Below are 22500 nucleotides of genomic sequence, written 5' to 3'. Positions count from 1 at the left end.
GAAAGTGTTCTGGAAAGTTCGTTTTCGTAACCTTGTGAAAGGCTCAAACGCGAACCAGAAGTGCTTGCTTCCAATTGAACGGTTTTACTATATAGGAAGCTGAATTCTGGCGAGAAAATATTCAACGAAAGTATGTGAAAATTTAACTTTATTAGGACTTTTGTTAATGGGAAAATCATTGACTTAAGCCCTGATGGGAGAAGGGAATGATGTTTGCGTGAACAGCAAGGAAACCAACGGTGCTTCGTACGAAAGTGTGACAGATCAGCAGCTTCAGGATCAGTTGAAATATTATAAAGAACGTGCTCCAGAGTACAATGACTGGTGGTACCGTCGAGGCACATTTAATCAAGGAGACGAAGCCAACCAAATCTGGTTCGATGAGATCAGTACGATTAAGAATGCTTTTAAAGCTGAACATTTTCATGGTGACTTTCTTGAACTTGCGGCGGGGACTGGCACTTGGAGTAGTCTGTTCTTAAAAGAAGCCCTTATATTGACCCTTGTAGACGGTTCCGAAGAAATGCTTTCGCATAATCCGGTAGTATCTGAACCCAATGTAAGAACGATCATTGCAGATCTTTTCAGTTGGTCTCCGGATCAGTTATACGATTCAGTTGCTTTTACTTTTTGGATATCTCATTTACCCAGAGAGAGACTGGCGAGCTTCTTCACCATGGTATCACGCTGTTTGAAGCCCGGAGGGAAAATGTTCTTTATCGATGATCGAGAAGTAGCAGGAACCCGTGAGTCTCATGTAGTGGGGACATCTGGGCAAACGATGGTTCGGAAGCTTAATAATGGTGATCATGCTACTATAGTGAAGAATTTCTTTGGCGATAAAGAGATTGAGCAAATTGCTGCTAGTGTGGGAATTGAATTGCATGTCCATTGCACCCCTAAGTACTTTCAGTATGGGATAGGGTCCAAAACTGTCTAAAGCAGCAATTATCCCATACTTAAAGAAGTAATCACTGAACTAACGGAGCACTTTAGTTCAACAAATAAAGGAGCAGTATCGCCGGTGGCGACTGCTCCATTTTTTATTACGCTAATCCTGTAGTGCACATGCTTACCAAATTGCCAAAAGAGCCAGCCCAGGAAATACTAACCACCGATTGCCGTCGTTTTCCCTCCAAAGCCCTATCGTCGAGCAGATGGTTCCTCATAGCTTTGCAAGCCGGCGTCGCGCAAAGTTCTTCCGACATAGCCTAACTCTCGACGTGCAGCGGCATCGTTGACGGTGAACTCACGCCCAATCATGCGTATCATCGAGCGTGAGATCGGCGGATCGCCGTCTTTCTGCGTGATGTCCCAGATCGTGTCGAACAGCCGGCCAATCGCAGAGACGAGCCAGTAGGACAGCGAACGCATCTTATCGATGGACAAGCCCTGCAAGTTCGCAAGGGAGGCGACGAACTCACGGAAAGTCTGCCTTTCCTGGTCCTTGATGAAGAAGGCATGACCGCCTTCTCCGCGTTCAAGAGCGCATTGTATGGCTTCAACCACATTGTCCACATGGCAGGTTGAAAAAGGGTAATCGCCACGGTCGATGAACGCGAACTGTCCAGATCTGACTGCTTCGGGAAGCGCTCGGCTAAACGGATCACCAGGCCCCCAGATAGCCGGTGGGCGAAGCGAGATCGTGCGAAAGCCGGGTTTGTTGGCTGCCAGAACCAATGTATCTGCCCGTGCCTTGCTCGCCAGGTAGGCGGAGAAGTGGTTCGGGAAAGTCTGCGCGCTTTCATCAGCGTCGCGGATGAGCGTGCCGCCGTTATCCATATGGATTCCCGCCGCGCTGATGTAGACGAATGTCTTCGCACAGGCGGACTCGGCTGCCTTCAGCAATGCTGCAGTGCCATCAACGTTGGTACGGAAGAATGGTTCGCGGGGCCCTGAAAAGCGGAAAAGGGCGGCCGCGTGCACAACAGCATCGATGGCCGGTAACACGAATGGCGTGCTGCTTTCGAGATCAGCATCTACCGGCGTCGCACCCATGGCCTTGAGTTTGGCGTGAGATGATACAGAGCGTGTGAGGGCGAAAATCTGGTGACCATCCTCCGCGAGCTTCGGAATCAGGCGGCCGCCGAGCAGGCCGGTGCCTCCCGTGACGAGAATTTTCAAAGTGATCATCCTTTCGGTTCGGAATTCAGGATAGTCCGCCTGGTGCCGCCACGGATTGAAGGTATAGCTCAACCGACGCGCATCCGGTCAAAACCAGACTAATACCGAACAATCGATCATCGTACTGTGGAGCGCATCCTTTATAGAATTTTACTTCTCTCCATCTTACGATTATTTATCTAGCGATCTTAGCGAAGTGCTCCAGAGTACGAACCAATTGGGCTGTATAAGACATTTCGTTATCGTACCAAGCTGCGGTTTTCACCAATTGATGGTCATCGACAGTCAGAACTTTCGTCTGTGTGGCGTCGAAGAGCGAACCGAATGTGATGCCTTTGATATCGGAAGATACAATTTCGTCTTCCGTGTAGCCGAAAGTTTCTGGATCGGAAGCTTCTTTCATAGCAGCGTTAACTTGCTCAACCGTTACCTTGGTATTCAAAACGGCAACGAGTTCAGTCACAGAACCTGTTGGTACAGGTACACGTTGAGATGCCCCATCCAGTTTACCCTTCAGTTCCGGAAGAACCAGACCAATGGCTTTTGCGGCACCGGTGGAGTAGGGAACGATGTTCTCCGCTGAGGCGCGCGCAGCTCGGAAATCTCCTTTTGGATCCGGAGCGTCAAGCGTGTTTTGGTTACCCGTGTAAGCGTGAACGGTCGTCATCAGCCCGGATTGAATACCAAACTTGTCGTGTAGAGCTTTAGCCATAGGGGCCAGGCAGTTGGTTGTGCAGGAGGCGCCGGAAATGACGGTTTCCGTTCCGTCCAGTGTGTCATGGTTCACGTTGTATACAATCGTTTTCATGTCTCCTGTAGCAGGGGCGGAAATGACGACTTTCTTCGCTCCGCCTTTCAGGTGAAGCTCGGCCTTTTCTTTTGTAGTGAAGAAGCCTGTGCATTCGAGAACAATATCAACGCCAAGTTCTCCCCAAGGAAGCTCTTCAGGATTCCGCTTAGCCAAAACCTTAACCTCTTTGCCGTTTACTTTGAAGGTTCCGTCATGGACTTCAATGTCACCGTGAAAAGTGCCTTGCGTCGTATCATATTTGAGCAGATGAGCTAACATTTTAGCGTTCGTAAGGTCGTTAATCGCTACTACCTCGACGCCTTCCACATCTTGAATTCGGCGAAAAGCGAGTCGTCCAATTCGTCCAAAACCGTTTATACCTACTTTTACAGTCACTGAAAATCCCCCTATAAGTTTTATTTATTCCAACAAGCCAATGCCTACAATGAAATAAAAATGACCCAGCGCTATTTCATTCTAGAATAGCTTATTGTATAATGTGAAAAGAGACCGTTAGGTATCTTTATATTAGCATGATATTAGTGAATTGCAAGGACGAATTGGATAATTCGTTTAAATCAAATATACGGTTCATATGGAGGAGATCATGAAAAAAGGGGACAGAACACGAAAACACATCATTATGAAATCGGCTGAAATTTTTAACCAGAGAGGATATGCCGGTACATCGCTAAACGATATTATTGCCGACACAGGAATTAAAAAGGGGGGCATTTATCGACATTTTGCTAGTAAAGACGAGATAGCGCTTGAAGCCTACAATTATGCTGCCAGTATGGTCGCCAGTAAATTTTCTGAAGCGGTCGATCAAGAGCAGTCTGCGTCTGGAAAGTTGGTTGCTTTTTTTCGTGTCTATGAGAATGTCGTCAACGATCCCCCATTTATCGGCGGATGTCCCATGCAGAATACAGCTGTAGAAAGTGACGATACTCATTTGGAGCTTTGTGGTCAGGCAAGGCAAGGGATGCATAACTTCTTGGATATGATGAAAAGTATTATTCGTGACGGCATTCAAGCTGGAGAGTTAAAGGAGAATCTTGATGTGGATGCGCTAGCATCATTTGCATTTTCCTTGTTGGAGGGAGGGATTTTGCTCAGCAAGTTGGATGGGGATAACAAGCACATGCTGATGAACAAAAAAATTTTCTCTTCCTATTTGCAGGAATGCTGCTTAAAGATTAGTTAATCTGATGTACTGGCACATCGGAATAAAGCTGGGCATCATCGATGACAACTCAAGTTCAGAATCTAAACTTTCGATGGATCGTCTCTTTTAAGTATAAGCTGTCTTATGCAATAGCCCGAACGGGTGATTTTTATATTTTTCACGCAGTTATAAGAAAGAATGTTTTTTTTGTTGCAGTAATGTCGAGGGACATGAACATCATTAAGCACCGAAATACATGAAAATGTTCACATTGTTGCGGGACAACTGACACGATAAAAGTAAAACATAAGTGTTTAGGTATAAAGAAAAATGTCGAATAAAGTGATTGCTAACTAAATTGTTGTGTGATATTATGATCCAGTAAACGTTTACATCAATAATGAATTGAATATTAGCAGTGTTTGGCTGTTACTGGTAAAGCAGGCATGACCAAAATGATTTTGCATTTTCCTTATGTGAGAAGGGGGAGGCATATCGTTTTGGTCTTTTTTATATCCAATTTCAGAAATGAGGCAAAGGTATGGATTATCGCAAGTTGGGACAAGAGATTACGGAATTGGTTGGAAAGAAGGATAATATCGCTCGGCTTACGCACTGCGCAACCCGACTTCGGTTCGAACTGCACGATATCTCCAAAGCGGAGACAGAAAAACTCAAAGCTCTTCCAGGTGTCATTACCGTTGTGAACAATGGTGGACAATACCAGGTTGTCGTGGGCAATGAGGTGCAGCAGGTCTACCGAGTTATCACTCAGCAGATGGGTTCAGCAACCCAAAGTGCGGAGTCCAAATCAGATTCCGGCAAAAATAACGGACCAAAGCAGAAACAGAGCTGGATTTCCAGATTCATAAGCGTAATCTCGACGACATTTACTCCGGTAATACCGGCAATTATTGGCGCGGGTATGATCAAAGCGATATTAGCCGTACTTGTGCTGACAGGCCTCGTAACTACAGAAAGCCAAAACTATTACATCCTTAACACCATTGCGGATGCGGCGTTTTATTTCATGCCTATTCTGCTGGCTTATGGAGCTTCCATTAAGTTCGAAACAAGTCCAATTCTGGCGATGACCGTTGCCGGTGTTTTGTTACACCCGGGATGGAGCGCCCTGATGGCGGAAGGAAAAGATGTGTTTTTCATCGGTGTTCCAGTTCGACTAACCGATTACGCAGGTTCCGTGCTGCCAATTATTATTGTCGTTTGGCTCATGTCTTATATTGAACGTTTCGCGGATCGAGTATCGCCCTCAATGATCAAATTTTTCACGAAACCGATGATTGTGCTATTGATTACAGCACCTCTTGCATTGGTGGCGATCGGGCCTTTCGGAACGTACCTGAATGATCTGGTTGCGCTGGGTGCAGAAGCGATTAATGCCAGAGCCAGTTGGCTGATTCCTTTGTTAATGGGAACTTTGCAACCGTTCCTGGTCGTGACAGGCACTGCATGGGCGATGACGCCGATTGCAACTAGCCAACTGACCAAAAATGGATATGAAATGATCAACGGTCCGGGAATGCTAGCGTCCAATATTGCTCAAGGTGGGGCTACGCTTGCTGTAGCATTAAAAACCAAAAACAAAAAACTGAAACAGCTCGCTGCTTCATCCGGTTTCACCGCTGTGCTGGGCATCACGGAACCCTCCTTGTACGGTGTAACACTGAAACTGAAGAAACCCTTGATTGCCGCAATGATTGGTGGTGGCGTAGCAGGGATATACGCTGGTCTGACTGGATTAGTGCGTTATGCCTTCGTTTCTCCTGGGCTTGCCGCGTTGCCTGCCTTCATTGGAAGCAATCCGATGAACATCGTTCATGCCATTGTGACTTGTCTGATTGCTTTTATCGTTACCTTTGCCCTGACATGGATCATTGGTTTTGAAGATCCAGTAGACGATGAAGAAGAAGGCAATTCCAATGTTAACGATGACAAGATGCTTTCCGGGCAGCCTGTTAAAGACAACACGGCCGGCACGCAGTCTGTTGCAACAACAAATGCAAATGTACCGAGCCAAAATGAATTACGCCCACTTACGATCGCCAGCCCGATGCAAGGGGAATTAGTCCATCTGGACCGTGTACCAGACGATGTTTTCTCTTTGGGATTGCTGGGTAAAGGCGCTGCAATTATCCCTGCTAAAGGAGAACTGTATGCACCAATCACAGGTGAAGTTACGGCTTTCATGGACTCCAAACATGCGGTCAAATTAAATGGTTATGATGGAGAAGAGGTACTCATTCATATTGGAGTGGATACCGTCAACCTGAAGGGGAGACATTTCAACTCTTCCATTAAAGTGGGGGATCGGGTACAACGGGGTGACTTGTTGATCAGCTTCGATATCGATGCCATCAAGGCGGAAGGATATGAAGTTATAACCCCGATTATTATCGCCAATTCGGATCGTTTCCCGGATATTAAGCTGGAGAAGCAGAGTCCTGTGGAGGTTGGAGCGACTATTATCCACCTTTCATAACAAGCTTAATACGGTCCGTCATAAACATTAAAATGAAGGAGTGCTTGAGATGTTATATCAACACATCAAACCATTCCCCAATGAATTTCTGTGGGGAGGCTCTACCTCTGCTTATCAAGTGGAGGGAGCCTGGAACGAAGATGGCAAAGGTCTGTCCGTCATCGATATGTGTGATCATCCGGCCGGAACCGCCGATTTCACAGTAGCGAGCGACCACTATCACCGATTCAGAGAAGACGTGAAGCTTTTTGCAGAGCTGGGCCTCAAAGCATATCGTTTTTCGATTGCATGGACTCGAATCTTGCCTTCAGGCACAGGAGCTGTTAATGAAAAAGGACTCAATTACTATCACCAATTGATTGACGAATTGCTGCTCCATGGTATCGAACCCATTGTGACCATGTACCATTTCGACTTACCTTACGAGCTTGAGAAAACGGGAGGATGGAACAACCGGGAAACGATCGATGCTTTTGTCGAGTACGGGCGTATCTTGTTTGAGCATTACGGGCATAAAGTGAAATATTGGTTGACCATTAATGAGCAAAATACGATGATTCTTCATCCGGGAGCCATTGGCACACCGAAGGGCGGACGTTTGCCTTCCAGTAAGGAACTGTATCAGCAAAATCATCACATGTTTGTGGCTCAAGGCAGAACGATGCGACTATTTCATGACATGCTCCCGCAAGGCAAGATCGGTCCTGCATTGAACATGACTTCCATGTACCAGGCAACCTCCAGACCAGCAGATGCAATCGCTGCACATAACTGGGAGACGATTCGCGGATGGGGTTTTCTCGACTTATCAGTATGGGGACGGTATAACCCATTATTCTGGAGTTATTTACATGAACGTGGCATTGAGCCGGTTATTGAGCAGGGTGACATGGATGATATCCGGTCTGGCCGCCCCGATCTGGTAGCAATCAATTATTATTCGACGGCAACCATTGCCGCCAGTACGGGCAATGCGTCGGATGTTACAGCTCGTGCGGGTGATCAGCAAATCATGCTTGGCGAGCAGGGAGTATACCGGGCCGCGGAGAATCCTTATACCGAAAAAACAAAATATGGCTGGGTCATTGACCCGGTTGGCCTGAGGCTAACATTACGTAAGGTATGTGAACGATATGGTCTCCCGATTCTAATTACGGAAAATGGTATAGGTGCTCCGGATGTACTGGAGGCAGATCACACCATTAACGATACGTACCGGATTGATTTTATTAAGAAACACCTGGAACAGATCAGACTGGCTCTAACGGATGGGGTAGATGTGATTGGTTATTGCCCTTGGTCCGTGATTGACGTGGTAAGCACTCATCAAGGTTATGGGAAACGTTACGGCATGATCTATGTAAACCGCGGTGAACAGGATCTGAAAGACTTGAAGCGCTTGAAGAAGAAAAGCTTCTCGTGGTATCAGGAGGTCATTAAACAGAATGGCAGATGTATCGGAAACTCGGATCAGGCGGTCACGAAAGAATAAAGGATCGTGATGAATGCATGAGAGTAATCAAAATATTGAATAACAGCTTGCTTCTGACCAAAGATGAACAGGGACAAGAAATGATTGTCATGGGAAAAGGCTTGGCATTCAAAGGCAAAGTCGGCGAGCGACTCGATGAGGAGCACATCCAGAAACGATTCATTCTGCAAAATAATCCGTCTGCCCAGGCTTACGTACGAACCATCGAAAACATGCCAGAAAAACATGTGAATGTCATAAACAAACTGATTACCAATGCCAAAGAAAAGCTGTCTCTTGACGATCAAATCTTCTTTACGCTTATGGATCACTTGTCGTTTGCTATTGAACGATGGAAAAAAGGTGTAGCATTACAGAATCGCATGTTATGGGAGATCCAGAGGTTTCATCCTGTCGAATTCGAACTGGGGGTTGAATCCGTTCAGATGCTGAATCTAGAACTGGGTATTGAACTGCCGGAAGAAGAAGCAGGGAATATCGCTTTTCATTTCGTGAATGCCCAAACACATGAGCAGAATATGGAGCGCACGATGCAATCCGTTAAGATGTTAAAAGATATTTTTAACCTGATTCAATACACCTTTGATATACAATTGAACAAAAATTCCATCCATTATGTGAGACTCGTCACACATTTGCAATTCTTCATCCAGCGTTTACAAGAAGGGCGTCTGGGCAATTCGGCGAAAGATTTTATATTTCAACACATGGCGAAGGAGCATCCGCTTGAATACAAATGCGCGGAGATGATCAAAACCTACGTGCAAAACATGCTGGATATCTCCATATCGAACGAGGAATTATTATATTTGATGATTCACATTGCTCGAATTGTGCAGGAGGAGCAAGGTGACGAGGGAGGATTATAAAACAAAGCTAAAGTTATATTCCCTTACTTAGGAGGAGCGATTCTCTGAACATCTGATGCCCTTGATTTCTGGCATGTTCATATGCCTTTTAGTACACAGGAGATAAGATACTTTCTAACAATGACCGTTTTCTCGTATTCTTTCGGGAAACGGTCTTTTATATTTGCAAAAATCTATTCGTATGGTGCCTGTCGATGATTTATTTATGAAAAAAATAGTTTTCACCTACTTTTTTTATTGAAATTTGGGTTCACTTCAGACCGGATTTTATTTACGCTTCATGAAGAAAAATATCCCAAGGAAAGGAGAAGACAGCAGAAAATCCAGAGGCAATAATGATGAATTCTACATTTAAGCGAATCAGGAGGCAATAGAAATGAAGTAGTGCTATAACCTTGTTAAATGGATGGTTATTCGTGTGTTTGTCGTAAGCATCTGTGCGGTTATAAGGTACGTTCCCGGCAGGGTGGCGGCCGATGATTCGGTTATCCATACCCAGCCAGCAATCTTGGAGACGGTAAGCCCGTCAGGATTCGTACATCCTTCCGTGGGTTTCACTGGCGATGCGCTGAAGCTAATGCAGGAGAAGGTTGCCATTGGTGCAAAGACATGGGCGAGTGCGTTCGAGGACTTCAGGAACTGTCCCAGTGGATCGCTGGATTATGATATTCGAAATCAGAGCAAGCTGGATAAAACGAAACCGGCATATGATCGCTTGCAGGCGTTCCCATTCAATATCATGAAGGAGTATTCAGAGTATATGTGAATGGTTATAAAGGGGAAGGCAAAGGCATACACCAGATGTATAATGGTATTTTATGGGCGGATTATTAGTCTCTCGCTGAACGGCCGGGACATTTGCGACTGAAGGGATTCAGACCTATCAAGGAAGGTGGCTTTTTCCGGGCTGGCAATACGCTATCTCAACGTTACCTCATGACGACAGGGCTACAGGTGGATACCAAGCTTGATCTGGTGGGAATGTCGGATGGACTTCGAGCGGGCCTGGTTCATTTTAATGGGGGCGTGGATTATGCCATGGGTTCTGCGCAAGGGTATAGAGTCTGGTGTCCGTTGGGATATTTGTTGTAAATACGACTAGTTTCAAATTGACTTTGCTTGCCATGATGAACGAATTACGATTTCGAGGAATATAATCATATTGAATAGGCACGGATAAAACCTCTCTGCTAAACAGGGCTCAAGCTGCCGAGAATGTCTCGACAGCCTGGAGCTGCTGAATTAGCAGCTTTTTTGTTTCGTTCGTTTGATATCCCTCTTATACAACCCTCTCAAGCAAGACCCCAACCTGGTTTGCCATGACATGAGGTGGATACGGCATCCCGCTCGTGATCCACCATTCCACTATTCCTACAAAAGCTGTTCCCATAAAGGAGCCCACAATTAATTCATCCAATCCCTGGTTTCTTTCTTCGTTCATATTTACTTCACCTTTATATTCTTCAATAAGAAACTCAAGGAACCGGGCACGAAAAGAAGGAGCTCCTTTACTCGCCAACATCGTTGAAAAGAATAAATAATTGCGCTCAAAGTATTCGAAATAGACCAGATTCGCTTCACTCCACTCCATTTCACATGCATATTGGTTGATGTCTTTCATGTTGTTAATATGCTCTTCAATCAGTTTATCCAGCAGATCAAATTTATCTGTGTAATGCAGGTAGATGGTTGCCCTGTGAACATTTGCCCTGTTGGAAATCTCCTGGATCGTAATGGAATCGAAATTCTTTTCTGACATCAATTCAATGAGGGCCTTTTTTATCGCTTCCTGTGATTTGAGTATTCTTCGATCTATTTTAGGCATGTATTTCCACCAAGCTCTCTTAGTTAATAGTCAATTCAGGGGATTTTGTAGAATAATCGACAAACACAGATTATTTAACGATTGTAAGTGCCTCGATTCAATATAATATTATACACATGTCGTGTAAACGATCAAAATCGCGTATGACTAAACGACTACATTGCGGCAGAGACAACCCTGAACCGGTACGAATGGAGAGGATTCGTAAAATCTGGAGGTAACGGCTGAAACAGTAGATCATCAGACGGAGGAAAACAGCGTGATTCCCATCCATATTATTGTTGGCGGCAGCACGTTTACAGCAACTTTAAATAACAATGAAACGACACAAGCCCTGATAGCGCAATTTCCGATGACCATCCAAATGAAAGAACTGAATGGGCTAGAAAAGTATAATGATCTGCCCGAGGAGCTTCCTGCTGCATCTACCGAACGCCCTGAAACCATTCATGCCGGTGAAATTATGTCCTGGTCCGGAAACACTTTGGTGCTTTTTTATCAGACTTTCTCCAATTCTTATGGCGGTTATGTACTACTCGGAAGTGTTGACGATCCGTCTAATTTGGCAGCTACGCTTGGTTCAGGGCATGTACAAGTCACCTGGTCGCTTGCAGAATAAACCGCAGGAATGTTTCCAGAGGTGAAGTTATCTAGAGAAGTAAGACTACTGATTAGTTTATCTATATGGAAAAGGAGTAAAGTGAAATGAAACCCAAAGACATTCTTGAACGAGATAAAAATGGCGAGTTAATTTCTTTAAATGACCCGGAGTATTATAAAATTCATGATCTTATTGTTGAAGCACAGAAAATTACAATGCAATTAAACAACTCATATCATGAAGCGAAAGAAGTCAGAGGATTGTTTTCGAAATTAACGGGAGTAGAGGTGGATGAATCGTTTGGACTTCTTCCTCCTTTTTACACGGATTTTGGCAAGAATATCAGAGTAGGAAGAAATGTGTTTATCAATCATGCTTGTACTTTTATGGACAGAGGTGGGATAACCCTCGAAGATAACGTATTGATAGGTCCAAAAGTTAACCTGATTACCATTAACCACCCGCTGGAACCAGCTGAAAGACGCTCCACGATATCTACTCCAATAGTCATCAAGAAAAACGCTTGGCTTGGTGCAGGCACGATGATCATGCCTGGGGTTACGATCGGAGAAAATTCTATCGTTGCTGCAGGTGCAGTGGTCACCAAGGACGTTCCACCCAATACGATTGCTGCAGGTGTTCCTGCGAAAATTATAAAGAATTTGGAATAGAAACGCTCATGTAATCGGGAATATATAGAAAAATGTAGAATGACATAAAGTTACCAACATGACTGAGGAGTGACATCAAGTAATGATGGTGTTCTGAACAGGGAAGCGTAGGGAAAAGCCAAACCCAATCTTCCGAAAAAAACGACATTCGAGAGTATAAAGGGTGGCAACCATGATCAATTTGGCTCCTACGGAATGCAAAAGAGAGACAGAGTGCCTAAGGTTACAGGACAGGAACAGCTTCAGCAGATTGTTCAGGCACTGAAAGAATGGATGAAATCAGTACAAAAATAAAAAAAAGGATCGTAAGTGTTCATCTTCCATCGATGAATGCTTTCGGTCCTTTTATGTTTATCCTGTACCTTTATGCCCTGGCAGCATCTTTATAAAAATTTTTAATGAACGACGGTATCGGTTTCCGCCTCTCTTTGTTAACGTCTTCGGAAGGCTCCGCCGCGTGCCAGAGCGAAGAAGATGAGCAGGGCAATAATCGAGCCAACGATGGCGGGAATAATATGAAATCCGCCAATCACCGGCCCCCTTGGTCCCAGCAATTCCGTACCTAACCAGGAACCGATAAAACCCGCAATAATGTTCCCAAGTACACCACCTGGTACGTCCCGCCCAATCAAGTTGCCGCTTAACCAGCCAATAAGTCCACCAACAATGAGTACCCAGAGCAGATCCATGGATTGTTCTCCTTTCTTCGAGTTTATTACAAGTTATGTTGGACTGAGTGGAATATACCTCACCTTCCAGTTGGTGGAGCAATCTAAAGTGTCTGTGCTAAGATGAGGGTGAATTATGATTCAAGCTGGGGAGCAAGGCTAGAAGGGGTGCACTTGAAGAAGATACTTGTCATTGACGATGAAGTCGCAATCAGAGATTTGAGCTCGTAATGAGAAGAGAAAACGACGTCGTTCAAACGGCTGAAAACGGTAAGATAGCCTTGCAGCTGCTGGATGCGGTACTCTATCATATAATGGTAACATCTTTAAAAACTGCTTTAAATTATGGATAGATCTTTGTGTTATTAAATTAACGGATTAACATCAAATTTTGGTTATATCGTTTTAGAAGAGTTCTACTAGCAATTCATAAGTCCAACTCCATTTTTCTTCATAATCGGTTTATAAGCACCCATTTTAATTCCGTGGAACTATTCAAAAAAAACGGCCGCTGTTCGCATCGTTTGCGACAGGGCCGTTTTTTGTTTTTCGTAGGCTAGCATCAATTGCTATTCATTCTTGCCAAACACTCATAGGGTCCCATGGCTTGATTTGATTATCATATTTTCCGGCCAAAAAAACTTTCATGTCTTCCAGCTTAGCAGGCACCTCGTTCCAAATTGGAAGGGGTGGTAACCCTCGTTTGCTTTTCAATAGGATGTCCACTGTAACATACAAGCGTTCTGGCTGAATCCAATGAAGGAAGCGGGAAATATCAATTTGCTTGGTCAGGGACAAGGCATCAATTTCGTCATTGTAATGCTTGTTGAACTCGCTGATCAGGTTCAGGAGGTAGTCTCTCTGCTCCTTCACGAAGTCCAGGCCGCAGATGGCGCCATGTCCTGGAATAACGATTTCGGGTTTAATTTCATCAATAATGCGGTCAAGCACTTTAACCCAATTGAGGGTTCCCTCTTCGCTGTATGCCGTACACCCGTTAAACACCACATCGCCGGCGAACAGCACTTTTTCTTTTGGCATCCACATCAGCAAGTCACTGTCAGAGTGGGCCGGAGCAACATTGTAAATCATTACTTCCGTATCGCCAAGACGGATGTTTATATCGTCCTTTATCTCAATATTCGGGAGCAACCATTCTACGCCTTCCAGGTCGAATCCTTCAAATTCAGCTGCAAAGAACCGCTCGCCCGAAGTAGATTCCGGAGAATCCTTTCCTCTTCTGATGACGCTGTCCATCCAGGAGATATTTTCGGTAAGACGCTCTCTGGACGCTTCCTTGTGCATAATAATGCAAGCATCTTCAAACACTTTGTTTCCCCAGGCATGGTCGCTATTATAGTGCGAGTTCACCACATATGCGGGAGAGCCTCCGTTGCTTACTTCCTTAAAAGCCTCCCGCATTTCCCGCGCATGGAACAAATCGAAGAACGTGTCATACACCAGCCCTTCACCCTTGTTGATGAACCCGGCATTGGCCCAACTGATGCCGCGATACGGCGAAATACCGGCAAAGACGCCATCTGCGACTTCAAAAAATTTAACGCGAGGTTTTTGAATAATACGTCCATACTTCATGAAAATTCTCCTTTTTCGTATATGTTTTTGGTGTAAGGCATACTGACTATGGCTTTATTATAGAGAAGGGAAAACAGGAATGCAAGCAAGTACTTGCATGCAATTATACTGTACGATATGATAGTATCAGAACAACATCACACTGCATGGATGGAGGCGCTTAACCATGAAACTAGTAACCTTTCAAACCAATACATCCCAGGAACCGTTGTTTGGGCTTGTAATAAACGAGAAATTTGTCGTGTCTTTTGCCGCAATCATGAAAAATCAGGGAACATTCGTTGACAGTCTTGAAAGTATGGACAGCTATCTTCATTATTTGCCGGCAAGTGATGATGCCGCTAAGGAAATGATGCAATATGCTATCGAACAGGTGCATCAATTCAATGAAAATGAAATCAGCCCGATTGCAGCGGTAACCCTGCTACCGCCAGTTCCAAATCCGGCTGCGCTTATCGATTTCGGGCTGACGCCAAGACATCTGAGAAATGCTGGCGTAAATCTGCTGCGAAGAGAATATACAGGGCCGGAAAGAGAAGAGCTTACACGTAAAATTGCTGAAAAATTCCAGCAAGATCTGAATAAAGTAACTTTCAGTTATTATAAGTGTAACCATAATGCATTAATTGGCGATGGGGATACGATTCATTGGCCTTCGTACTCTTCCTACCTGGATATCGAGCCGGAGCTGGCTTTTGTTACAGGGAAGGGGAACTGCATTGCAGGTTATGTTATTTTTAACGACAGTACTGTCCGCGATGTGCAGTGGCCGGATTTCCAGGCGATGACCGGACCGACGCGCTGCAAAGATTTCGATCGCAGCAAAGGAATCGGACCATTTCTGGTAACGCCGGATGAAATCGACAACCCGCTGGCATTGGATGTGGATGTACGTATCGGGGAGAGACTGCACTGGAAGGGAAGCACATCCGAGTATTCTGCACACCCTGGAAAAGTGATGGAGGAGGTTCTCAAAGTTTTCACGCCACTCCCGGGCACGATTATAGGAATGGGGACGATACCGGATTGCTGCGCAATCGAGACCGAAGAATGGCTGTTGCCCTCTGACCGAATCCAGATTACATTTGATAAATTAGGCACGCTCACGCAATTGGTGCCTGATCATGTCAAGATTACGGAACCAAGCCGCTGGGAAAAAAGAAGCGATTTACCTTAAATAAATGTTTATGAAAATGATGGACCCCTACCCTGCTGTATATACAAAACTTGTAGTAGAATAGGTTTAACATATGCAAAAGGAGAAATACAATGCAAACTTCAGACAAAATCATTGAAGCCGCGACACGGCTCATCAAAAAGAATGGCTATCGGGGAGTAAGCACCAAAGCCATTGCAACGGAAGCTAAAGTCAATGAATCTACGATTTTCCGGCAATTTGGAAGCAAGCAAGGCATATTGGAAGCCATCATTGAAAGACATTCGGATATTCCGCAATTTGAGAAGCTGTTAAAAGAGGACGCGACCGATAATCCGGAAGTCGATCTGCTGAATGTAAGTCAGCAGTACCGATTGTTTTTCCATAAAAATGCAGACATCATTTTGATTGGCATCCGCGACAAAGGAATGTTTCCCGAATTGGACAGAGTGCTGGCCGATCCACCGGTGAAGCTGCACTCCTTGCTGGTTGAATATTTTGAACGCCTGCAGAAGAAAAAAGTTATAGCCAGACAGGATGAGCGCCTTGCCGCCATGTCTTTTCTCTCGATGTGCTACGGATTTCAGATGAGCGAGCTGATTCACGGGCAATATCAGTCCCAACTCGTCACCGAGGAAGATTTCTACAAGCACAGTGTCTCATTGTTTGTAAAAGGAATTTTGTCTCAGTCATAAGCTTTGTTGATTTATTCAAATATGCCAAAGACTGCTTTTGCTCGACTAGCTTTACCATTCGTTTCACATTCACAACAAATGCTGTGAGGTATGTCTGTATTCGCATACGAAATAGACCTCGGTACTTGGCTGTTGCCATACCGTGGAGCCTCTTCATCTCAGCATTTTTATACTCAATAACCAGTCTGTATTTATCAGTAGTTACTCAAAAAAGAATCACTTCCCAAAAGTTATACGGGAAATAGGAGTAAGAGTCCACCTAATTATTAGGCGGACTCTTTTAGTTATTCTTATTTGATGATGGATTTTTCTAAAGAGCAACATAAATGAGGTTGTTTATTTATAATTTCGGAGATGAATTTCGATCGGTACTCCCATGGAGGAGATCACCTTGGGATAAGCACTTATGTTCAGTATTACTTTGATGAAGATACATGTATCTTCATTCTTTCAAATAATGAGTCTATTAATCAGTACAGATTAGGCAATGCTCTGTCAGATATTTTGCATCATATTAATATAGAATTTCCAATAAAACAGGAGGAGGGTAGGGAACTTGGAAAGAACTTGTACCGATTACCGTAATGTACAAGAACATGATCCGATTGCCGATTAGAAGTATATCTATTCGATCTCTGCCTGCTAATTCATTAAGCTAACGGGCAGGTTAGCGTGGTATATTTAATTTAAAGTTCTAACAAGGAGGCCGCAAATGAATTCGATAACCTCGAAAGAGTTTGAAGCTGTTATTAAACTCCCTGCGAATATTCGATATGAATATTCTATAAAGAAGGTTACTGATTCAGAAGAAATTTGGGGGTTGTATGATGACGGTTGGGCAATGTCTTCAGATGATAAAGAGAGATTGCTTATTTCATTCTGGCCTAGGAAAGAGTTTGCAGAGTACTGTGCTTATGAAGAATGGTTAAATTATAAAGCACATTGTATCTCATTAGACGAGTTCATTAGTGACTGGTTTCCCAATATGGTGGAGGATCAGCATAAGCTGTCGATCTTTTGGAACAGAGATGATTCTGCAGTTCTTGAGATTCAAGTGCTACTAAATGATTTAGAGAAGGAACTCGAAAAGTATTGATCCATCGTTACGCTAACGTGAAACGTTCCAGAGAGCTTGAAGAAAATGAATCGGAGAATGTTAGGCGAATCGATCAGATTGATGAGATGATCAAGGACATTAGTAAGATATTTGAGGTTAGAGCCGGACACAGCTCAATAGAAACAAACTCTATATATCTTAAAACAGAAGATTCTATTTTCTGGCATGGGTGCTTGTAGGGGAGAATGCATGTTGGAGGAGATATATTTCATTATTTTCTGAAGATAAGCAGAAAAAAGGCATCTCCTGAAGGAGATGCTTTTTTTCTTGAGTAGAAACATTGTTAGGATTGCTACTGGGAATCATTCGTCCTAAATCGAGGAAGTATAAATATATTACTCTCTTTTTTCATTATCTAATCGCCGACGAAATACCAAAGCCGAAACAGCAAATATAATAAAAGATAATGTTGAAGCAGCAGTAACCATCTTCAACACATTTCCTATTGGAGGGTTAAACAACAGAGCAATTGAGATGATTAAAACAGCACCTGTTAAACCCATTCCCAAAATCGAGATCGCTAAAATCTTGTTCATCAAATCACCTCACAAGGGATATTATACCATTTAAAGAGACTGCCCAGAAAATTAAAGAGTTAGGGTATGTAAATGAGTGGGGCTGGAAGAAAGTTGTCAAGAGTCCTAAAAAGAACTACAGTGCTAAGGTTATTTATCTTTCCGATTTAATGAAAATCTAAGTGAGAGTGGTGATCTCTTTTGAGTGATTAAAGATAATGAGCGATATGGAAAAGATCCTTTGGTTAAATGAAGTTGTGGGGATTACAGAAAAAGTATGAGCTGTTATTAAAATCAAATCCACTTGAAATCTTTAAATAGTGAAATCTTTTCTTGTTAAGCAAAAAAACGATATTTTGAGATATTCTAATGAAATTATGGTGTTACTGAGATTAAATATATTACGTGGCCAAGATATAAATTTTTATTCAAAATTATTTAAGCTGCGACCGTTTCTCAGATTTTACCGGGGAACGGTCGTTTTATTTATTACTAAAGTCGCAAACAAGGATCATCATGCTGCGTTTGGAACGCCTCTTAAGACTCCCCCTCCCTATAACCCCTGCCTGAAGGGCCGGTACAATATGACTGCGGTCGGAAAAACTGGTCAAAATGATGATTCGTGTATCCGGATACGCTTCCGATATGAAGCGACTGGCTTCAATGCCGTCCATTATTAGCATGTACAGGTCCATCAGGATAACATCAGGTCGGAGTTTGCCATTCCATATTTAGAATGAGAAATAAAGTAGATGCGCAAATCGAGGGCGAAGTTAAACTAACGGGCAGGATAGTTTAACATGAAAGCTGGCTAGTATATAAATAGTATAAAATCATTTTGGCCTAATACCTACGATGAAAGAAGAAAATGAAAAAGTTTATTGCGTGTCGAGGGACAAGATCTTATACCGATTACCGTAATGGACAAGAACATGATCCGATTTCTGATTAGATAAATGTCTAAGTAGTGGTGGAGGATCTTATTTAGAACGCGCTATATTTTTGTGCGGATATTTTTATTTTTTGTCCGCCACATGTGTACAATAAATAAAAAAGATGATACATTGAAATTAGTTTAATCCCTTTTAAAACAGGTTTTTTTGGAGGATTCTTATGTCTCCTGTACGAGGACATACGTATATCGAGGAGGGAATGGGATGTCAAGTCAAGCCTTGGACCAATTTTTAAGTTCGAACATCGAAGATCTAAAGACTAAAGGTCTATATAACGTCATCGATACGCTGCAGGGTGCAAATGGTCCTGTTATTCGTATCGACGGAAAGTCCCTAATCAATTTGTCTTCCAATAACTATTTGGGACTGGCAACAGATTACCGCCTGATTGATGCTTCAGTTAAGGCGTCGCAGACATACGGGGCAGGCGCAGGGGCTGTGAGAACAATTAATGGTACGATGGATCTTCATATTGAGCTTGAAGAAAAACTGGCCCGTTTCAAAAAAACGGAAGCTGTTATCGTGTATCAATCGGGATTTAACTGCAATATGGCTGCTATATCCGCGGTAATGGACCAGCATGATGCGATTTTATCCGATGAGCTGAACCACGCTTCAATTATTGATGGCTGCCGCCTGTCGAGAGCCAAGGTGATTCGCTTTAAGCACTCGGATATGAATGATTTAAGACAAAAGGCGAAAGAGGCCAAGGAATCCGGTCAGTACCATAAAATTATGGTCATCACGGATGGGGTTTTCTCCATGGATGGTGATATAGCAAAGCTGCCCGAAATCGTGAAAATAGCTGAAGAATTCGATCTGATTACTTATGTGGATGATGCCCACGGTTCGGGCGTTCTCGGAGCGGGTGCGGGAACCGTGAAGCATTTTGGATTGTCCGACCGCATTGACTTTCAAATTGGTACTCTTTCCAAGGCGATCGGCGTTGTCGGCGGTTATGTGGCGGGTAAAAAGCAACTGATTGAATGGTTGAAGCTGAGAAGCCGTCCGTTTCTGTTCTCGACATCGCTACCTCCGGCTGCAATCGCTGCTTGCAGCGCTTCTGTCGACATTTTGATGAATGACAAAGAGCTGATCGAGAAGCTGTGGGAGAACGGCAATGATTTGAAAAACGGCTTGAGCCGGTTTGGATATGATGTAGGCCAAAGCGAAACGCCGATCACACCTTGTATCATTGGCGATGAAGTAACCACCCAACAGTTCAGCAAACGGCTCTATGAAGAAGGCGTTTACGCCAAGGCAATCGTGTTTCCGACGGTTCCGAAAGGAACCGGAAGAATACGCAACATGCCGACAGCTGCCCATACCAAGGAGATGCTCGACCAGGTGATCTCTGTTTATGAGAAAGTTGGCAAGGAAATGAAGCTGATTTAGCTGCATTCGCGGGAGTATATTTCGGGAGGAATGTCTTATGAACAAGATTTTGGTGACCGGAGCACTGGGCCAAATCGGTTCTGAGTTAGTTGTTAAATTACGTGAAATTTATGGTGCGGATCACGTCGTTGCTACGGATCTCAAGTCATCTGCCCACGAAATTACCCGATCCGGGCCATTCGAGCTGCTGGACGTGACGAATGATAAGGCGATGTTCGAAATCGCCAAGCGGTACGAAGTGGATACCGTCATCCATTTGGCTGCGCTGCTGTCGGCTACCGCAGAGGAGAAACCGCTGCTTGCCTGGAATTTGAATATGGGCGGATTGATGAATGCACTTGAAGTATCCAGGGAGCTCGGCTGTCAATTTTTCACTCCAAGCTCCATTGGATCTTTTGGTCCTTCGACTCCGAAAGTCAATACCCCGCAGGATACGATCCAGAGGCCCAAATACGATGTACGGCGTGAACAAAGTGTCCGGCGAACTACTTTGTGATTATTATTTTCACAAATACGGCCTGGATACTAGGGGGCTGCGATTCCCGGGTTTGATATCTTATATGACGCCTCCCGGCGGAGGAACGACGGATTACGCCGTGGAAATTTATTACGCAGCCGTGACGGCTGGCCGGTATACATCTTATATCGCCAAGGACACAAACATGGACATGATGTATATGCCGGATGCCCTGAACGCTATCATCGAATTGATGGAAGCGGATTCTTCCCGGTTAATGCACCGAAATTCATTTAATGTCACCGCAATGAGCGTGGATCCGGAGGCGATCGCTGCAGCGATTCGGGATGAGTTTCCCGGCTTTATCCTCGATTATGACGTTGATCCGAAGAGACAGGCGATTGCCGATAGCTGGCCGCATTCCATTGATGCGACGGCAGCGAAAACAGAATGGGGATTTCATCCCCGCTACGACCTGAAGGCCATGACGAAGGATATGCTTTCACAGCTAAGCGAGAGACAAATGCTTCGCAAGGCTTAAAGTGATTATGAATTCGCTGTGCAAAGCGAGTTGAAATACAAAAGAAGCTGCATCAAGAGGTTTGGCGTTACTCGGACCTTTTGTTGCAGCTTCTTTTTTCATCCTCCAGCCCAGACATTTCTGTGTCTGTGGCTTATCAGATAAAGAACACGGCATAAAGTTTGCAACAGGACGGACCGAGGTATGCAAAATAAAACACAGAAGTGAAAGAAAGGGAGCTGTTTATGTCGCGGGACAAGAACATGTTCTCATTGCGATAGGCGTTTATCTAATCGTTATTTTGTCTGTTAATTCATTTATAGATATAATGCAGATGTACAATGACACAAAGTTACCAAACAATAAAAAAAAGAACCCTTTCAGCCACATTAATAAAAGAATAAAATGATAGTTTCATTAATCAAACAAGGAGTGTGCATATAATGGATTCGTTTTCGAAAGAAACAAAAGATAATTCTTACGTAGTAATTCCGTCAGAAAATGTAACTAAGATACAACTTGGAGATCCATGTTATATTGGTTATCAACTAGATGGGCAAGAATTCTGGGAATTAACGGGTGTCTCTTATACGACTGAAGTATCTTCGTTTAGAAGTTCGTAAATACCAATACCATATGGCAGGACATATGCATCATGCCTTATTACCGCTTAGCAAGCTGCTATAAGTTAATTTTCTATTTTGAAGAAGGAAGGGGATAACCTTGCAGGAGTACTAACTGACGCCTATAGAAATAGTAGCGATCCGTTGGGTTGTAGCACATTTTTCAAGGTAGTTCCTTTGTTTCGTGACAGTCTAATTGAAATCGGTATTAAAGAAGGTGTGACTCATATTACTGATGGTATAGTTTCAGATGATACGATTTCACACGTTGATCTAATAGCCTTTTACAAAAAAATAGGCTTTACGTTGATAATAGAAAGTTACATATGGTCTATATAGAAGCAATGATAAGATTAATTTCATTGAAGGAGGTTCGAGATGAGAAACGAAGAATGTTGTCCTGAATGTGGAGGAACAAAATTAGGGGAGGGCAAGTCGCACGGCGAAGCTAGGGTATATCCTATGAAAAAGATGCTAACATTAGGATCAGATGTTACTCATGTAATTTGTATAACGTGTGGATTTATTTTAAAAAGTTTTGTTAAAGAGCCACATAAATTTGAGGATAATAAATAAAATTGTACTGCAAGAAAGGGGACCAACAGATCAAGTTCTAACTCTGCTCAGTTAAATAAAGACTAAAGGGCATAATTGCATGAAAGTAGGGAACTTTAAAAAAATTCAGTCTTTGTTGTCGAGGGACTAAAACATGGTCCCATTGAAGTCGCTATTTTAGCGGCTTTTTTATGTGATCGGTACAAGTTC

General features: G+C 43.6%; 22 protein-coding genes and 2 pseudogenes. 16 read left to right on the top strand and 8 right to left on the bottom strand.

Annotated features, from left to right (window positions below; translation table 11 throughout):
• The first annotated feature begins 217 nt into the window (after positions 1-217).
• Positions 218-940 carry a class I SAM-dependent methyltransferase gene (locus PTQ21_RS21860; protein ID WP_197521395.1) on the top strand — a complete coding sequence of 241 codons (723 nt, stop codon included), beginning with the start codon at positions 218-220 and terminating at the stop codon, positions 938-940.
• A 203-nt stretch (positions 941-1143) separates the two neighbouring features.
• Here the strand turns inward: PTQ21_RS21860 and PTQ21_RS21855 are convergent, their stop codons facing one another.
• A complete protein-coding gene (locus tag PTQ21_RS21855) occupies positions 1144-2196 on the bottom strand; it encodes an NAD-dependent epimerase/dehydratase family protein (RefSeq protein WP_274567122.1) in 1053 nt (350 codons plus the stop codon).
• Positions 2197-2299: 103 nt separating this feature from the next.
• Complete coding sequence (gene gap, locus PTQ21_RS21850; RefSeq protein WP_274567120.1) at positions 2300-3310, bottom strand: type I glyceraldehyde-3-phosphate dehydrogenase; 1011 nt, start codon at positions 3308-3310, stop codon at positions 2300-2302.
• A gap of 211 nt (positions 3311-3521) precedes the next feature.
• On the opposite strand from gap, the gene PTQ21_RS21845 reads away from it, so the two are divergent.
• The 6 genes from PTQ21_RS21845 (at position 3522) to PTQ21_RS21820 (ending at position 10035) form a co-directional block, all read left to right on the top strand.
• Positions 3522-4121, top strand: coding sequence for a TetR/AcrR family transcriptional regulator (locus PTQ21_RS21845; RefSeq protein WP_274567119.1), 600 nt, complete (start codon positions 3522-3524; stop codon positions 4119-4121).
• A gap of 502 nt (positions 4122-4623) precedes the next feature.
• On the top strand, positions 4624-6582 hold the full coding sequence (locus tag PTQ21_RS21840) for a beta-glucoside-specific PTS transporter subunit IIABC (RefSeq protein ID WP_274567118.1): 1959 nt from the start codon (positions 4624-4626) through the stop codon (positions 6580-6582).
• Positions 6583-6631: 49 nt separating this feature from the next.
• Positions 6632-8074, top strand: a complete 1443-nt coding sequence (locus PTQ21_RS21835; protein ID WP_274567117.1) for a glycoside hydrolase family 1 protein — start codon at positions 6632-6634, stop codon at positions 8072-8074.
• Positions 8075-8091: 17 nt separating this feature from the next.
• Positions 8092-8943 carry a PRD domain-containing protein gene (locus PTQ21_RS21830; RefSeq protein ID WP_063567491.1) on the top strand — a complete coding sequence of 284 codons (852 nt, stop codon included), beginning with the start codon at positions 8092-8094 and terminating at the stop codon, positions 8941-8943.
• Between the two features lie 406 nt (positions 8944-9349).
• Positions 9350-9709 carry a hypothetical protein gene (locus PTQ21_RS21825; protein WP_274567116.1) on the top strand — a complete coding sequence of 120 codons (360 nt, stop codon included), beginning with the start codon at positions 9350-9352 and terminating at the stop codon, positions 9707-9709.
• Positions 9710-9801: 92 nt separating this feature from the next.
• The gene (locus PTQ21_RS21820; RefSeq protein WP_274567115.1) at positions 9802-10035 is read left to right on the top strand and encodes a hypothetical protein; all 234 of its coding nucleotides are present in this window, start codon (positions 9802-9804) and stop codon (positions 10033-10035) included.
• A gap of 187 nt (positions 10036-10222) precedes the next feature.
• Here the strand turns inward: PTQ21_RS21820 and PTQ21_RS21815 are convergent, their stop codons facing one another.
• On the bottom strand, positions 10223-10768 hold the full coding sequence (locus tag PTQ21_RS21815; RefSeq protein ID WP_090950363.1) for a TetR/AcrR family transcriptional regulator: 546 nt from the start codon (positions 10766-10768) through the stop codon (positions 10223-10225).
• A 259-nt stretch (positions 10769-11027) separates the two neighbouring features.
• On the opposite strand from PTQ21_RS21815, the gene PTQ21_RS21810 reads away from it, so the two are divergent.
• The 3 genes from PTQ21_RS21810 (at position 11028) to PTQ21_RS31500 (ending at position 12334) form a co-directional block, all read left to right on the top strand.
• Complete coding sequence (locus tag PTQ21_RS21810; RefSeq protein WP_079693627.1) at positions 11028-11387, top strand: cyclophilin-like fold protein; 360 nt, start codon at positions 11028-11030, stop codon at positions 11385-11387.
• An 86-nt stretch (positions 11388-11473) separates the two neighbouring features.
• Positions 11474-12040 (top strand): sugar O-acetyltransferase, encoded by a 567-nt coding sequence (locus PTQ21_RS21805; protein WP_063567453.1) that lies wholly within the window; start codon positions 11474-11476, stop codon positions 12038-12040.
• A 156-nt stretch (positions 12041-12196) separates the two neighbouring features.
• Positions 12197-12334, top strand: a complete 138-nt coding sequence (locus tag PTQ21_RS31500; RefSeq protein ID WP_420800382.1) for a hypothetical protein — start codon at positions 12197-12199, stop codon at positions 12332-12334.
• Between the two features lie 137 nt (positions 12335-12471).
• On the opposite strand, the gene PTQ21_RS21800 is transcribed toward PTQ21_RS31500, so the two are convergent.
• Both PTQ21_RS21800 and PTQ21_RS21795 read right to left on the bottom strand, forming a co-directional pair.
• A complete protein-coding gene (locus PTQ21_RS21800) occupies positions 12472-12729 on the bottom strand; it encodes a GlsB/YeaQ/YmgE family stress response membrane protein (protein WP_024630063.1) in 258 nt (85 codons plus the stop codon).
• A 552-nt stretch (positions 12730-13281) separates the two neighbouring features.
• Positions 13282-14304, bottom strand: coding sequence for an MBL fold metallo-hydrolase (locus tag PTQ21_RS21795; RefSeq protein ID WP_274567106.1), 1023 nt, complete (start codon positions 14302-14304; stop codon positions 13282-13284).
• A 166-nt stretch (positions 14305-14470) separates the two neighbouring features.
• Here PTQ21_RS21795 and PTQ21_RS21790 point away from each other — a divergent pair, with 166 nt between their 5' ends.
• Positions 14471-15481, top strand: coding sequence for a fumarylacetoacetate hydrolase family protein (locus tag PTQ21_RS21790; protein ID WP_090950358.1), 1011 nt, complete (start codon positions 14471-14473; stop codon positions 15479-15481).
• A 92-nt stretch (positions 15482-15573) separates the two neighbouring features.
• Positions 15574-16155 carry a TetR/AcrR family transcriptional regulator gene (locus tag PTQ21_RS21785; RefSeq protein ID WP_090950356.1) on the top strand — a complete coding sequence of 194 codons (582 nt, stop codon included), beginning with the start codon at positions 15574-15576 and terminating at the stop codon, positions 16153-16155.
• Between the two features lie 46 nt (positions 16156-16201).
• On the opposite strand, the pseudogene PTQ21_RS21780 reads toward PTQ21_RS21785, so the two are convergent.
• Positions 16202-16342: pseudogene (locus PTQ21_RS21780) on the bottom strand (transposase); the annotation flags it as partial.
• A 525-nt stretch (positions 16343-16867) separates the two neighbouring features.
• Here PTQ21_RS21780 and PTQ21_RS21775 point away from each other — a divergent pair.
• Positions 16868-17251, top strand: coding sequence for a DUF2750 domain-containing protein (locus tag PTQ21_RS21775; RefSeq protein WP_274567103.1), 384 nt, complete (start codon positions 16868-16870; stop codon positions 17249-17251).
• Between the two features lie 356 nt (positions 17252-17607).
• Here the strand turns inward: PTQ21_RS21775 and PTQ21_RS21770 are convergent, their stop codons facing one another.
• Together PTQ21_RS21770 and PTQ21_RS21765 are read right to left on the bottom strand one after the other, a co-directional pair.
• Positions 17608-17808, bottom strand: coding sequence for a hypothetical protein (locus tag PTQ21_RS21770; RefSeq protein WP_024630061.1), 201 nt, complete (start codon positions 17806-17808; stop codon positions 17608-17610).
• 461 nt (positions 17809-18269) lie between these two features.
• Positions 18270-18461 carry a response regulator gene (locus tag PTQ21_RS21765; protein ID WP_231952748.1) on the bottom strand — a complete coding sequence of 64 codons (192 nt, stop codon included), beginning with the start codon at positions 18459-18461 and terminating at the stop codon, positions 18270-18272.
• A gap of 483 nt (positions 18462-18944) precedes the next feature.
• On the opposite strand from PTQ21_RS21765, the gene PTQ21_RS21760 reads away from it, so the two are divergent.
• The 3 genes and pseudogenes from PTQ21_RS21760 (at position 18945) to PTQ21_RS21750 (ending at position 22311) form a co-directional block, all read left to right on the top strand.
• Positions 18945-20135 carry a glycine C-acetyltransferase gene (locus tag PTQ21_RS21760; protein ID WP_064637899.1) on the top strand — a complete coding sequence of 397 codons (1191 nt, stop codon included), beginning with the start codon at positions 18945-18947 and terminating at the stop codon, positions 20133-20135.
• Between the two features lie 37 nt (positions 20136-20172).
• A pseudogene (locus PTQ21_RS21755) lies at positions 20173-21133 on the top strand (L-threonine 3-dehydrogenase).
• 980 nt (positions 21134-22113) lie between these two features.
• The gene (locus tag PTQ21_RS21750; RefSeq protein ID WP_063567440.1) at positions 22114-22311 is read left to right on the top strand and encodes a hypothetical protein; all 198 of its coding nucleotides are present in this window, start codon (positions 22114-22116) and stop codon (positions 22309-22311) included.
• Positions 22312-22500: the final 189 nt, after the last annotated feature.

It is taken from the genome of Paenibacillus marchantiae (assembly GCF_028771845.1).
Taxonomy (GTDB): Bacteria; Bacillota; Bacilli; order Paenibacillales; family Paenibacillaceae; genus Paenibacillus; species Paenibacillus marchantiae.
This window is presented reverse-complemented; position numbering and strand designations above follow the sequence as displayed.